Annotated in this window: 13 protein-coding genes and 1 CRISPR repeat array; of the genes, 5 read left to right on the forward strand and 8 right to left on the reverse strand. The window is 32.0% G+C overall.

The window, feature by feature from the left end; all coding sequences use genetic code 11:
- Positions 1-17: 17 nt before the first annotated feature.
- Positions 18-653: a carbonate dehydratase gene (can, locus tag B4N66_RS05665; RefSeq protein ID WP_291093051.1), complete on the forward strand. Its 636-nt coding sequence runs from the start codon at positions 18-20 to the stop codon at positions 651-653.
- A 30-nt stretch (positions 654-683) separates the two neighbouring features.
- Here can and B4N66_RS05670 read toward each other — a convergent pair whose 3' ends face one another.
- Together B4N66_RS05670 and B4N66_RS05675 are read right to left on the reverse strand one after the other, a co-directional pair.
- Positions 684-1,877 carry an LETM1-related biofilm-associated protein gene (locus B4N66_RS05670; protein ID WP_291093053.1) on the reverse strand — a complete coding sequence of 398 codons (1,194 nt, stop codon included), beginning with the start codon at positions 1,875-1,877 and terminating at the stop codon, positions 684-686.
- An 84-nt stretch (positions 1,878-1,961) separates the two neighbouring features.
- Positions 1,962-3,050: a M42 family metallopeptidase gene (locus B4N66_RS05675; RefSeq protein WP_291093054.1), complete on the reverse strand. Its 1,089-nt coding sequence runs from the start codon at positions 3,048-3,050 to the stop codon at positions 1,962-1,964.
- 86 nt (positions 3,051-3,136) lie between these two features.
- Between B4N66_RS05675 and B4N66_RS05680 the strand changes: the two genes are divergently transcribed.
- Both B4N66_RS05680 and B4N66_RS05685 read left to right on the forward strand, forming a co-directional pair.
- Positions 3,137-3,832 carry a DUF4294 domain-containing protein gene (locus B4N66_RS05680; RefSeq protein ID WP_291093056.1) on the forward strand — a complete coding sequence of 232 codons (696 nt, stop codon included), beginning with the start codon at positions 3,137-3,139 and terminating at the stop codon, positions 3,830-3,832.
- A 47-nt stretch (positions 3,833-3,879) separates the two neighbouring features.
- Complete coding sequence (locus B4N66_RS05685; RefSeq protein WP_291093057.1) at positions 3,880-4,815, forward strand: TerC family protein; 936 nt, start codon at positions 3,880-3,882, stop codon at positions 4,813-4,815.
- A gap of 539 nt (positions 4,816-5,354) precedes the next feature.
- Here the strand turns inward: B4N66_RS05685 and B4N66_RS05690 are convergent.
- From B4N66_RS05690 to B4N66_RS05715, 6 genes are all read right to left on the reverse strand, one after another.
- Positions 5,355-8,657 carry a T9SS type B sorting domain-containing protein gene (locus B4N66_RS05690; RefSeq protein ID WP_291093058.1) on the reverse strand — a complete coding sequence of 1,101 codons (3,303 nt, stop codon included), beginning with the start codon at positions 8,655-8,657 and terminating at the stop codon, positions 5,355-5,357.
- 394 nt (positions 8,658-9,051) lie between these two features.
- A complete protein-coding gene (locus B4N66_RS05695; RefSeq protein ID WP_291093059.1) occupies positions 9,052-9,525 on the reverse strand; it encodes a PA2169 family four-helix-bundle protein in 474 nt (157 codons plus the stop codon).
- Between the two features lie 820 nt (positions 9,526-10,345).
- Positions 10,346-10,555 (reverse strand): hypothetical protein, encoded by a 210-nt coding sequence (locus B4N66_RS05700; RefSeq protein WP_291093061.1) that lies wholly within the window; start codon positions 10,553-10,555, stop codon positions 10,346-10,348.
- Positions 10,552-11,166, reverse strand: coding sequence for a hypothetical protein (locus tag B4N66_RS05705; protein ID WP_291093063.1), 615 nt, complete (start codon positions 11,164-11,166; stop codon positions 10,552-10,554). The genes B4N66_RS05700 and B4N66_RS05705 overlap by 4 nt, the downstream gene beginning before the upstream one ends.
- Before the next feature lie 79 nt (positions 11,167-11,245).
- Entirely contained in the window at positions 11,246-11,650 is a 405-nt protein-coding gene (locus B4N66_RS05710; protein WP_291093065.1) for a hypothetical protein, read from the reverse strand.
- A 12-nt stretch (positions 11,651-11,662) separates the two neighbouring features.
- Positions 11,663-12,466, reverse strand: a complete 804-nt coding sequence (locus B4N66_RS05715; RefSeq protein WP_291093067.1) for an endonuclease/exonuclease/phosphatase family protein — start codon at positions 12,464-12,466, stop codon at positions 11,663-11,665.
- Between the two features lie 104 nt (positions 12,467-12,570).
- Here B4N66_RS05715 and cas1 point away from each other — a divergent pair, with 104 nt between their 5' ends.
- Together cas1 and cas2 are read left to right on the forward strand one after the other, a co-directional pair.
- Complete coding sequence (cas1, locus tag B4N66_RS05720) at positions 12,571-13,455, forward strand: type II CRISPR-associated endonuclease Cas1 (protein ID WP_291093069.1); 885 nt, start codon at positions 12,571-12,573, stop codon at positions 13,453-13,455.
- Positions 13,446-13,775 (forward strand): CRISPR-associated endonuclease Cas2, encoded by a 330-nt coding sequence (cas2, locus tag B4N66_RS05725; protein ID WP_291093070.1) that lies wholly within the window; start codon positions 13,446-13,448, stop codon positions 13,773-13,775. The genes cas1 and cas2 overlap by 10 nt, the downstream gene beginning before the upstream one ends.
- 105 nt (positions 13,776-13,880) lie before the next feature.
- Positions 13,881-14,970: direct repeats of the CRISPR family, unit length 36 nt; unit sequence AATATCGTGTTTTCTAATCTTTAATCAAACCACAAC.
- Positions 14,971-15,021: the final 51 nt, after the last annotated feature.

Here is a 15,021-nt window from a genome sequence, read left to right on the forward strand (position 1 = left end):
TTAAAAATAAATAAAAAATGAGTGAGTTTTATAAAAAAATACTAGACAACAACAAACAGTGGGTTGAAAATAAATTAAAAATAGACCCAGATTTCTTTGAAGGATTATCAAAAGGACAAAGTCCACCTTTATTATGGATTGGATGTTCAGATAGTAGAGTTCCTGCAAATGAAATAATTGGGGCTGCACCGGGTGAAGTTTTTGTACATAGAAACATAGCAAATATGGTTGTTCATACAGACATGAATATGTTAAGTGTACTCGATTATGCTGTAAATGCACTTAAAGTAAAACATATTATTGTTTGCGGACATTACGGTTGCGGAGGCGTTAAAGCAGCCATGGGAAATAGCTCTATTGGTGTAATTGATAATTGGATTAGACACATTAAAGATGTTTATCGTTTTAATCAATCTGAATTAGATGCTATTGAAAATGAAGACGAACGATTCAATAAATTTGTAGAATTAAACGTAAAAGAACAAGTTTTTGATTTGGCTAAAACGTCAATTGTTCAGTCGGCTTGGAAATCCGGACAGGACTTAACAATTCACGGATGGGTTTACGGATTGAATTCCGGTTACGTAACCGACTTAGGTGTAAACTTCAAGAATAACGATGAGTTAGACGAAGTTTATCAATTGAAATTTTAAATTTAAAGCCATCTTCGGATGGCTTTTTTATTAATCCAAATTCTCATTAAATGCCGATGGAAGCATTTGTGGAATAAATTTTATCAAAATTGGTAAAAGCAAACTTCCACCCGGAAGCAAAAAAATAGTTAACGATGGAATTGTTTTACAAACATCCAGCAATTGCTTTTTCATTCGTTTTTTTTCATTGGCGTCTAATTCTCGGGTAGTTGAGGCGGCGAGAAGTTTTACCAAATCTTTGCTATCTATTAATTCTTTATGCAAGCGTTTCTTGTTTCGCGAAATAAGCATAACAACACTTTGCGTAGTTTGATCATAAAAATGCTTTATCGGATTGGAATAGTTAAAATACGGAATATCATTTCGGTATTTCTTTATAAATTCATCAATCACTATTAAACTTTCAACAATATAAAAACGTTCTAACTTTAAAATTGAACCTAAATCATATAAAAAAGCTCCTTCATTTTTCTCCATTTTTTCATCACTCCAAATCGCCATTCCTGCCAAATCCATGACATAATATTTTTCTAAATCAGTTTTAAGGAAATCTAAATTCAACGCATTTAAATCACTAATCTTGAAACCTGAAAATTTGGTGTAGCGAACAGATGTTTCAAACAATTTTATCAATAAATCATCATAATGCGATTTGTTTGATTTTGTTGTTAAAGAAAGCGTCACAACACCAACAATAATTTCTTCCAATTTCTGAATATAACCTTTGGTTAATTCGCCATTTACCAGATAATTATGAAAAGCTAACACATCAATAAACAAAAGTGCATTCGTAACAATGTGCGAAAAATTTTTGCTCACAATATTATCATTCGTTTGAACTCTGGAATCAATGATTTTTTCTAATTGAATCGCTTTACTTTCAGAAGGCAAAATCTTTTTAAAAAACGAAAATCCCTTCGGATGCATGAGATTATAAAAATCTAACGTTAAATCTACAAAATTCGATTTTTCCGGATTTTTTTCAGTTAACTGATAAATGCCAAAAAGAGTATTCAATAATGCAACTTTAGAAACTTCTTCAGATGTCCAACCTTGCATCGATAAAGGCTCAAGAGTATCAATACTCACTACATGACCATAGATAAACCCAGTCTCTCTTGTTCTACAATAAAAATCCTTTGTGTTGTATAAATAAGGTGAATTCAACAAATAATATTTGCTGAAAAATTTATCTACCCAACCTTGTGCAGAAGGATTAATCATTGTTTCAATTTTTATGCAAAGCTATTGCTTTTAAAACAAAAATTCCCGAAAATTATAGTCGGGAATTTTAAATTTTAGTTATTTTTATTTGAAGTAAGAGAAGGTTTCATTATTCTCAATTTTCAACAAGGTTTCATAAATTAATTTAATCACATTTTCCACATCGTCACGATGAACCATCTCCACGGTTGTGTGCATGTACCGAAGTGGCAACGAAATTAAGGCAGAAGCAACTCCGCCATTACTATATGCAAACGCATCAGTATCCGTTCCTGTTACTCGAGAAGAAGCCAAACGTTGAAACGGAATTTTCTTTTCTTCTGCTGTGTTAATGATTAATTCACGTAGATTATTTTGCACCGCCGGAGCGTAAGTAACAACCGGACCTTTTCCAATTTGAGTTTCACCTTCAATTTTTTTGTCAATCATTGGTGTGGTTGTGTCATGACAAACATCGGTAACAATTGCAACATTTAGTTTAATGGTTTTAGTAATCATTTCGGCACCACGCAAACCAACTTCTTCTTGAACAGAATTGGTAATGTATAGTCCAAAAGGCAATTTCTTTTTGTTTTCATGCAATAATCGGGCAACTTCGGCAATCATAAATCCGCCCATTCGGTTATCAATGGCACGGCAAACAAATTTATTTTCATTCAACACCATAAATTCATCAGGATAAGTGATGACACAACCCACATGAACGCCCATTTTTTCAACTTCTTCTTTGGTAGAACAGCCTAAATCGATAAATAAATTATCAATACGAGCCGTTTCTTCTTTGCCACGGTTTCTGGTGTGAATAGCCGGCCAGCCAAAAACTCCTTTTACAATACCTTTTTTGGTATGAATATTTACGCGTTTGGAAGGTGCAATTTGATGATCGGAACCACCATTTCTGATGACATAAATTAATCCGTTATCGGTAATATAATTCACATACCATGAAATTTCATCCGAATGACCTTCAATCACAACTTTATAAGGAGCATCGGGATTTATAACGCCAACAGCAGTTCCATACGTATCAGTAATAAACGTGTCAACATACGGTTTTACATAGTCCATCCAAAGTTTTTGACCCTCTGATTCATAGCCTGTTGGAGAAGCATTATTTAAATAATTCTCTAAAAAAGTGAGCGATGATTTTTTTAGTATGGTTTTTGCAGACATAGATTTTGTATTTTTTTGCTAAAATATAAATAAGATAACACAGTTATAGTATAAATCTTTACTTTTGATTTTTATTTATGAGAAAAATGAAACCCAATCTACTATTTTTAGTATTCTTTATCGTCTCTACGGTAACTTTTGGTCAAGAAACTAAGAAAGATTCTACCGTAATTTATTATTTAATTGAGAATGATTCTGTTTTAAGAACTTCGCTTGATTTGGAAGAAGTTGTTGTTACTGGAAAAAAATCAAATAAAGAAGATGAAGATCGTAAAAAATTTCTTTTACTTCAGCAACGTGTTCTAAAAGTTTATCCTTATGCTAAAGCAGCAGCAGATAATTTGACTAAGTTAAACCAAAACATGGGCAAATTTAAAACAGAACGTGAAAAAAAGAAATATTTCAAAATAGTTGAAAATTATCTTGAAAACGAATTCGAAGAACAACTAAAAAAATTGTCACGCAAACAAGGTCAAATTTTAGTAAAACTTATTCATCGTCAAACCGGAAAAACAACCTATACCTTGGTTAAGGATTTAAAAAGTGGTTGGAAGGCATTTTGGGCTAGTAATACTGCAAAAGTGTTTGATATCGATTTGAAGGAAGAATACAATCCATTTACTGTTACCGAAGATTTTCTTATTGAAAGTATTTTGATAAAAGCTTTTAACGAAGGAAGATTACAACGTCAACCACCTGCAAAATTTATTGATTATGATGATCTTTCCGCAATTTGGAAAGAAAAAGTTCAAAAGGCAAAAGACAAACAAGCCGAAAATTAATTTTTATTTTTGATTCATATTTCTGATTACATTTACACAAAAAAGAAATGCTTGTCTGGATTATTTTCATCGCTTCAATTTTATTGTTTTTAGCCTTAGATTTAGGTGTTTTTAATAAAACCCCTCACATTATTAGTTCAAAAGAGGCTGGTATTTGGACAGGTATCTGGGTCACTATGTCCTTTATTTTTTCCGGAGTTATTTATTGGCTTTACCAAAATCAACACATAGCTAATCCTGAAAATTATGAGCCCGCCATTGCCTCAATGAAGTTCATCACCGGATACCTCATTGAGTTGTCGTTGAGTGTGGATAATATTTTTGTGATTGCCGTTATTTTTTCTTCGTTTAAAATTCCACAGAAATACCAACATAGAGTTCTCTTTTGGGGAATTTTGGGAGCGATTGTATTTAGAGGTCTTATGATTTTCTTTGGCGTGATTTTGATTAATAAGTTTAGTTGGATGACTTATATTTTTGGACTCTTTTTGTTGTTTACAGCGGCTAAAATGTTGTTTAAAAAAGACGAAGAACAATTTAATCCTAAAAAATCATTCATTTATCGAAACCTCAGAAAAATAATGCCCATCACCATGCACATGGAAAAGGAGCATTTTTTTGTTAAGCGGAGACATATTACAGCCGCTACACCTTTATTTGTGGCATTAATCGTAATTGAGCTGATGGATGTTTTGTTTGCCTTAGATAGTGTTCCGGCAATATTAGCAATCACACCAGATCCTTTCCTAGTATTTAGTTCAAATATTTTTGCTATTTTAGGTTTGCGTTCCATGTATTTCTTTTTGTCGCACATGCTTAATAAATTTGCTCACCTGGAGTATAGTTTGATTGCAATTCTTTCATTTGTAGGTATAAAAATGTTATTGGTACATCACATTAAATTCCCGGAATGGGTTTCATTGGGGTTTATTGCACTTGCTTTAGGGATAGGAATTGTTGTTTCTCTAAGAAGTAAAGACTAGAAATGCTTGAAAAATAACCTTTTATCGATTTTATATTCCTATTAACAGAATTATTTTTTTTAACAGAAACACTAACATACTTTTGAATCACCATAAGTTAAGTAGGTTAAGTTTATGGAATAAATTTGGGGCAAAAAGGGTGAAAGTAATTTCACCTTTTTTTTTGGAATAAACTGAACAAAAAAAAGACTTTTGAAAACAAAAGTCTTTTTACGTGTAGTGGTTTTTGGTTTTTGGAATTATATAAAAAAATATATTTCGTAAAAAAACGAAATTCAGATAATATAATAAAAAAAGGGATTTTTTGTTTTGGATAATCAAAGTTATAAAATTAAAATTAAATAGCATAAAAAAAGCTCCTCAAAAAAGAGGAGCTTCTTCCCAAATTTATTCTTAACCCTATAAAGGTAACTTAAAATCAAAGATAAATAAAACAGTAAGGGTAACCAACTAAAAAAACGCATTTTCGATGAAATGCACTAATTAACAGTTCGTTAAGACTATAAATTAAGCAAAAAAATTAAATTTGAAAGTGTGATTTAACGTTTTAAACTGAAATGTCCTCTATGAACACGTCCGTCGTTTCTATATATCATAAACCAATAATCAGAAGAAAATAAAGGTTGACCGTTAAACGTTCCATCCCAGCCTTCACTTTTTGAATCAAAAACGGTGATTAATTTTCCATAACGATCAAAAATGTGGACAATGAAATTTTCTTCTAAACCAGAATCTTTAATAAACCATCGTTCATTATATCCGTCGCCATTTGGGGTAAAGAATCGTGGGTAATATAAAAGCCAAACCAATTCGGTTACTGTTCCACAACCAATGGTGTCTTGAACATATACTGTATAAACGCCTGGCAATAAATTGATGAAAATATTTTCGGTTTGATAATTTATTCCATCTATTGAGTAAGTATGAAAACCAATATTATTTGAGTTTACGGTGATTTCATTCTGATTTTCTGTCCAGTCTATAGTAGTTATAGAATCGATAATAGGTGGTTCCGATATTGAAAATGTAATTTCTTTAGTATTTTCACAAATTAAATTAGAATTATTAAAGGTGGTTATGGCAGTAACACTAATAGTGGAAATTCCTAATGTTGAAGTTGTATATGAATCACCAACTGTGCCATTTGACCAAGTATAAACTGTATTAGGTAAAGGATTATTTACAGTGATAGTAAAAGGTAATTCATCACACACTAAATAATCTGAACTTAAATTAATAGAAGGAATCTGTCCCACAAAAACATCAAAACTTTTAACTTCATAACAGGAGGGAAGAAGATTGAGAATAATTCGGCTGTAAATAGTTTGAGGATTTGAAACGGGATTAAAGTTGGTCGGATTTGTAATAGGGTTAAGATTTTGTTGAGCATCGCTAAGCGAAGTATGAAAAGTAACTGTATACTCTTCCAAATCGTCAGCGTTAATCATTGTTGGAATCTGATTTATTAGATTAAACCGTTCATTATTAGTAATTGAAGGCACACAAACGGTCATGTCTGCAGGATCAAGACTGTTAATGACTGACTTTAAAGTATCTACATCAAAAACTTGCGTTTTGATATTTCCACAAGAATCTTCAATTTGAAGCGTATATAAACCCAAAGGTAGGCTATAAAATATAGAGGAATTACCATTATCTAAATTAATAATTTCACCATCTTTAAGAATTAGTTTGTATTGAATTGGAGCTTGTCCTATGGCGTTCACCACAACATCCAATGTGCCACTATCTGTACAAGGAGAACGATTAATGTCGATAATCTCCAGAGCTTCGTTAAATTCAAAACTCGGATTAAAAATTTCTAAACAAACTTTAGTTGCGGAAGCTTGATTTGTAATTTCATTTCCATTTTTATAAGAATTGAACTTTCTAACAATTCTAAATTCACCATTAAAAACAAAGTTAAAATTAGTAGCATTATTTGTCAATGCAATCGAGTTTGTTCCGTTTGGAGCAGAATCCGGTTGATAAACGACATTTGTTTCAGGATGTCCCCAAGTATCTGTTATCGGATCAATTAATTTTTGAATCCAAAACGACTGTCCATTGATTCCATTACTCAAAAAACTTAAATTAACATCAAATGAACCACAATTAAAGATAGGGTTAAAACTCGAACTATTAATTATATATTCATTTAATGTAACTGTAATAGAATTAGAAAAACCACATTCATCATTCACATCAAATGAATATTCACCTGGAGGCAAATTGTTCATAAAAAATACGCCGTCATTGGGTGTAATAAAACTGGAAGCATTAAACGGAATGCCCTGTCCAAATGAATTAGGGGCATTCGTAATAATAATGTTGGTTATACTAGCATTGTTACTGTCAATTCTGATTGATGTTTTACCCAATTCACAACCAACTCTTTCGGTTATTTCTAAACCCTCATTTTCGTATATAGGAACTTCAATATCATTAATTTCATAGGAAGTGTTACATTCATCAACAATTGTAATTTCATAAAAACCTATAGGAACCGGATCCAATCTAATTACTCCATTAACCAATTGATCACTAACATCATGAGGAAGGGGAAATGGGTAGGATGAAGGGGCTACCATCACTGTTGCTCCCACTATTTCATTAACTGGAATTGCTATTCTGATAAAACCATCATTAACATAACAGCCATTATTGCCGGTGGTTATGTTAGGAACAATATTATTTTGTATGATAGAAAAAGCAACCGTTTGGTCTCTTCCACAAGAATCTGAAATACTAAAACTGTAATTTCCTAAAGGGACTAAATTATCTTGACTACCAAAAACAATAGACGTTGAGGTAAATGGACCAGGATAGTCAACATTAAAATTTTCAGGGATAAATCCTGGTGGTATTGTAGAAAAGTTAAGTTGAAACGGTGGCGATAAATTAGCTGTATTAATAGTGAAGTAATTAGAATCACATGGTTGTCTGTTTAATGTGACAGATACCGAACCTGCTAGATTAGCTGTAAAATTTTGGTTGGAAGTTATACCACAATTATCAGTAATTTCTATAGAATAAGAAAAATTAGTAGAATTAAAGTTTGGAAAAGTAGAACTGATAGATGTTTCCAAAGGATCTCCAGACATTATTGTTTGATTGATTGTATAGGTTGGAGAACCATCAGGAGGGAAAACGGTATAGGTAACTTGAAGTGGATAAGCAATTGATGTCCCAACATCCGGAACAATTGAATTAGAAATTAATGTAAAATCACACGATGGAGGAACAGTATTGTTCAAAATAGGACTTCCAATCGTCAATCCTGACGGAGAATATGAAACCGTAAATGTTGTAACAAATGCAATTCCACACACATCAAAAACGCGTATAGTATATGTTCCTTCCGGTAAATTGGAAAAAATGTTTGATGTTTGTGGAGGAAACAAAATCGGTCCAGCGGTGATTTCAAAACTAGAGGCTATTCCAGAGTTTATATTTACAGTAACATTGCTCATGTCACTACATGATTGATTAAGATAGTTTACAGAGTAGGATAGAGGCGTAAATGTATTTGTGATTGTGATTGTACTTTGTTGTGTTGTTGTTTGATTTCCTACGGTTTCAGTTGCAACAACTAAATAATCACCGGCAGTTAGTCCATTAATAAGCGGAATAGTCGGCGTAGCATAAGGAACAGAGGTGTTAGGTAGCTTAAAAACAACATACGAAATTGTTCCGGTAGGATCTGGATTAGAAATCACAAACTCAATCGAACCGTTGCCTGGACAGCTTTCGTTAGTGCTGGATAAATTAAGTTCAAAAGCACATATAAACTGAGCGATCAGCAAGCATGTTAGCGTAAATACTGTTCTGAAAATGCTCATTTCAACAATTTTATCAAATTTAATGCTTACTATAGTAATTCTTTTTGTTTAACTTAAAAGAGCTAAACATTTCACCTGAATTATTTGAGTTAGGAAGGCACAAAATGTCTATCGTAGAATGAACTTCGGCTAATTCTGAATAATTGCTTGGAGTATAAATTATTTACAAATGTAAGTATTGTCTACTTGATGGAAAAATTTATAAGTATAAAACGTCAAACTATTTTTTTATATTGTTCAAATACGTTTTAATAAATCATTAAAAAAAGTTATAATGTCAGCATGAGCCTGCACAAAATCTAACCACAAATAGTTGCAAGCTCAATTTGACATATTACTAAAATTTTTTCACGAGATTCTTAGAGTTGAAAGAATAATAATTATTGTAACTTTTTTAAACTTCTTCTTCTCTTTCTTCTTGAAAATAGTTATGCAACTGATTTATTCTCTCATAGTCTGCTTTTAGCAGCTTATATTGCCTGTAAAGAACACTTTCACATTCTAAGTTTTGTTCAGAAACACTTCCATTAATTATTTTAAGGTATTCTCTAAGCACCACGTTTTCTCCGTGCTTACAAGAATATAAAATTGTTTGACGATCATCTTTTTTTATTGCTTTTTTCATTTCTCGCCAAACGTTAAAGAATTTTCCGGTTTCTCTAAATCCGTTATTCCTTTTGCCTCCTATTTTTTTTAATTCCTGAATAAGCTCTTTTCTACAATCCAAAGAGGTTTGTGCTAATGTTGAAAACATTATTTTGATATCTACTTCTTTTGCTTCGTAAATGGCAGATTTATATCCTTCAACTCTATCATTGTTAATACATAATAATGTGTTGAGGTTTTCAATGGCTTTTTCAGTTATCATAAGTATGGCATTAAAGAGTTTAATTTTATTGTGTAAATTTCAGATATTTATCTCAGTCGTGATTTATATAATTTTGGAATTATATTACATCATTTTTGGATTAAGAGAGGAGTAAACTATTTAGATGATCAAATCGTTTACATGTAATTAATGTAATTTTTGATTTAAAAATATCAAATATGAAAGTAAATTTGACTTCAGCTAATGATCGCTTGTAAAAAAATAATTATTTTAGAAAATAATGAATTTGGTAGATTTATGTTCAAGAAGAAAAAAATATTTCTAAAGTAGAAGTAAATAAAATTGAAAAAAGCCTTGTAATCAGTTGATTTACAAGGCTTTTTGCGGAGAAAGAGGCTCCGTGTATCTTTAAACAATATCTGTATTTTCAAGGCTTCGCAAAGATTAGTTTTTCTTAGGTACACCTATAGGTACACTACTTTTGACTACTTTGTTTTAAGCAGTGTAAAGATATGAAATTTGATGTTAAATTAAAATAAATATTTAGAATTTTCAGTTTGCCAATTCATGACCTTTTACGAAGCTTGAAAACGTTAATCTGCGTGCTCTTGGAATAGTACCAATTTTGATACAAGACATTTTCTATTTTAAGAGTTTTTTGATTTCTTCTTCTTTGCCGGTTAATTTTAATATGGATGACTTACTAATTGAACTTCCTGGTATAATTCCTTCTTCTTGAGGGCTAATTAGACTTTTGTTCGTCAGTAATATCAATAAGCCTCAAAAAGAGATGAATAAAAAGCAATACCGATTATAACTTTTGAAATATCTGTAACATCAGTATCCAAACAGCTTGCTATCAATCCTCCCAGCCACATAAGGTCAGCCCCAAATCTTTGGCTTCTTTTAAGGTAACTTTTTTAGTTTCTTTTTTGCAAGCACCCAAACCACGACAAAATTCTTTTTTATGGTATTTGGTGGCGTTTTTGCTGTTACAGATATATACGTCTTCTGCCATATCAGAACCTGAAAGTAAAGGAAAAAGTAAAATTAAGAGTAATTTTTTCATGGTTTCTTTTTTTTGTTCGGAATCATATCAATAAATACCTCATTAAGTTTTTCGAATTTTAGAATGTCAAAACTTTTGCTCGGAAGCCAAATACCATCTTGTTCAATGTATAGAATTGAAAAATCTTCGGTATTCAAATATTTTTTTAAAAGCGATTTTGCTTTATTTCGGTTAATTGTCAGTGTCCGTTTATATTTTTCAAAATATTTTTTTTGATCATCAAAAGAGTTTGGAACAGAAGTTATCGTTAATTCATTAATATCAGTTTGGGCAAATGTTTGAAAGGCAACATAAACTATATCCCTCTTTACTAATTCATCCTTCAGATCTTCCATGTCATTATCAACAATTGGTTTTGAAACTTGAACGTGTAACTTGTCTAAAGAGATGAATATTAGTGACCCAACTTCTTCACTAAAATCCCCTGACGCTTCAAACATTTCTTTGATAGTGGCATAATTGGGTAATTTTTCTGTACTGGAAGATTTTTCAACTGTTTTAGTATTTTCGATAAGGTTGTAATTGTCTTCGGCTTCATTGGTGAAAGAGGTAGTATCTTTTTTACAACTCATAATGAATAGGGCTAATAATAGTAAAAGGTTTTTTTTCATAAAGTTTTTTTTATAGTAAAAGTTTGGACTGTGAGCATATTTTTTTCATAGTCTTGAATTGGATTATAAATATACCTTTTTATTCGGCCACCAAAAAGTATTCATTCCCTTTTTCATCCTTAGTTAATAATTTTCCATAACCAATCCATTCTGCGGTCACATCAAAAGTTTTACCATCCGAATTGGTTAGTTGACCATTGCCGTATTTGTCTTTGATCGTGATGTTGCCACTCACTTTACTACCCTTTTTATCTTCGCCAATTACATCATAGTTGTACGTGTAATCGCCCGATTTGCCAATGCGGTATTCATATTGAGTGGCAGTATCTTCATGATAGGTAGGTTCTGCCTCCGGTTCCTCTAAAACAGTGGATGGTGCATAAAATGGTTTAGGCGTGACATCCGGTTTCGTCTCTAGTTTTTCTTTTCTGCAACTGCTTAAAAAGAGTTGCATTACAGAACATATGAGTAGTACTTTTTTCATATTGTTGAATTTTTAAAGTAAATCAAATTGAATCCAAATAGGAATATGATCCGATATTTTTCGAGCATCATTCAGCGAATCAAAATGCACATAAAAAGGTATGACACCTTGCTTAATAATTTTTATTTTATCCAACCGATAATACATATTGTCATACGGCGAAGCCAAACAATCCTGTTCAAGACAATTGGATCGCAAGGTGGTTTTCTGATTTTCAAAAGCGGGAAAATACCCCATTTTTTTCAATGGGTTGAACACGGTATGTGTTTCCGGACAATTAAAATCGCCTACAAAGATTAAGTTTAAATGAGGGTATTGTTCAGGTAAAAATTTAAAATATTTTATCTCGGTTTCAGGTTGTCTTTTTTTGGTAATGGCATGAAAATTCACCACCGTAAATTCTTTATCTTGGTAGTGAAATGTAGCATAAAAAGGTTCGCGATCAATTTCCAACGCATATTTCTTTTCGAGCCACGGTTCGCCAACAAGTTGTACTTTTGCCATCTGCCACAAATAAGCATACCGTTCCGTTTTGTAAGCACTGCTACTCGTCGGGTCACTAATAGCATAATCCCACTTCTTTCCTGTTCGGTTGAGTTCATCTGCCAATTGAGCCACCGCTTGAGCACCACTGGGGTTAACTACTATTTCCTGCAAGGCAACAATGTCGTAGTCTTTGATTTGATTGGCGATGAATTGGATTGTGGTGTCGGATTTGGTGGAGCCGAGGTTGGAGAGGTTCCAGGATAGGAGGGTGGGTTGGGCGTTTACAACTATGGTCAAGAAGATAAAAACACCAAATATCTTTTTATTCATTGTGATTTTTTGTAAAAATATCTATTCATTTTCTTATATAATTGCGGATTTCCGTAAAGAGGTCATTTTTTATAGGTTTAAATTAGTTAAAAATTTAATGCACTATGCTTAAAAAAACAATTTTACTCGAAAAAAAAGCATCAATTTCTTGTAAAAATCTTCAATTGATTATTAAAACAGAAGAAAGAGAAGCAACTATTCCTATAGAAGATATAGGGTTTATTGTGTTGGATCATCCGGAAATTTACGTAAGTATTCCTGCGATGAACTTACTTATTGAGAACAATTCTTCTTTCATTATTTGTAATGCTAATCATTTGCCAAACGGTATGTTTTTAAATCTCAATAGCCATCATATTCAACAGGAAATTTTTAAGAAACAAATTGATGCTTCTGTTCCTTTAAAAAAGCAATTATGGCAACAAACTATTGTTGAAAAGATTAAAAACCAAGGAGTTTTATTGGAAAAAATAACTGGTTCGAAAAATCATTTTGAGTTTTTAGCTTCGAAAGTGCAAAGTGGTGATACTACTAATATGGAAGGTGTGGCAGCCAGCCAATATTGGAAATCATTTTTTGAGATTGATTTTAAACGGGAACGTTTTGGCGATTATCCTAATAACTTTCTTAATTATGGTTATGCAATTTTACGGGCTGCCACTGCGAGAGCTTTGTCTGGAAGTGGTTTATTAAATACTCTTGGTATTCATCATAAAAGTAAGTATAATGCTTTTGCATTAGCCGATGACATTATGGAACCTTTTCGACCCATTGTAGATGAAAAGGTTTTTGAATTAATGCAAAACTACGATGGACAGGAGTTGAATACGTTGCTTAAATCAAAGCTATTGCAAATTTTAACTAGAACGGTTTATTTTAAAGAAGAGAAAAGTCCGCTGATGGTTGCATTGCAAAAAACAGCCAGTTCATTACAGCAATGTTATTCGGGAGATCGAAAGAAAATAAAATATCCAAAATTATGGATCTAAACGGATACCGAATTATGTGGCTATTTGTATTTTTTGACTTACCAACCGAAACCAAAAAAGACCGAAAAAATGCTTCCGGCTTTAGAAATAACTTGCTAAAAGATGGTTTTAGCATGATGCAGTATTCGGTTTATGTGCGTCATTGTGCGAGTAGCGAAAGTGCTGATGTGCACGAAAAACGAATTCATAAACTCTTGCCACCTTTAGGAAAAGTGAGTGTTTTGCGAATAACCGATAAACAATTTGGAAATATTTTAAATTTTTGGGGCAAAGCTGAAGTGCCAAAAGCTCAGGAACCTACTCAGTTAGAATTGTTTTAAAATAAAAAAATGCCTCAATCTTACCTTATCACTGCAAAAAAGAAGCATTTTTTATCACGATATGTTCCGATATTCTCTTGATTATTAGAAGTTAACGAGCCAACGAATATCGTGTTTTCTAATCTTTAATCAAACCACAACTTGAATCGCTTCATTTGTCATCCCTTTTTGAATATCGTGTTTTCTAATCTTTAATCAAACCACAACCTTCGGTTCTCCAATCGTAAATGGGATAAAAATATCGTGTTTTCTAATCTTTAATCAAACCACAACGCTTAAAATTAGCGGAATTGCCATTTGTTGAATATCGTGTTTTCTAATCTTTAATCAAACCACAACTTTTATTCTCGAATAAATCATTGCAATGAAAATATCGTGTTTTCTAATCTTTAATCAAACCACAACTTATACACTTCGTACACAAACTACTCAAACAATATCGTGTTTTCTAATCTTTAATCAAACCACAACTTACTCGATGCCCCAATACCATTGATAGCAATATCGTGTTTTCTAATCTTTAATCAAACCACAACTGCTAGTTTTGGTGATCTTAAGGATAATCAAATATCGTGTTTTCTAATCTTTAATCAAACCACAACTTTATGGCAAGGTTTTTTGTTGCCTGATTTAATATCGTGTTTTCTAATCTTTAATCAAACCACAACTTATTCGTATCACGAAAGATTCAGTGTATGAATATCGTGTTTTCTAATCTTTAATCAAACCACAACGTATCTGTTAGTGTTACCATTTTATCCTGAATATCGTGTTTTCTAATCTTTAATCAAACCACAACATTAAATAGTTAATAATTGATAAATAAAGCAATATCGTGTTTTCTAATCTTTAATCAAACCACAACGAGCCACCCAAAACGGCAGAGGAAAGATTTAATATCGTGTTTTCTAATCTTTAATCAAACCACAACTTAAGTCTGCCCACGTGGTAAGCAAATCGAAATATCGTGTTTTCTAATCTTTAATCAAACCACAACTACTCGAAGCGAATTTAATCGGTTGTATATAATATCGTGTTTTCTAATCTTTAATCAAACCACAACATATTCCATCTTCTTGATGTTGCTATTAGTAATATCGTGTTTTCTAATCTTTAATCAAACCACAACACAGTAGTAGAATGAACTATTATCAAATACAATATCGTGTTTTCTAATCTTTAATCAAACCACAACATGGGAAGCGACAAAGGTGCTCAACTTACTAATATCGTGTTTTCTAATCTT

The organism is Flavobacterium sp. UBA2787 (assembly GCA_002352205.1).
GTDB lineage: Bacteria > Bacteroidota > Bacteroidia > Flavobacteriales > Flavobacteriaceae > Flavobacterium.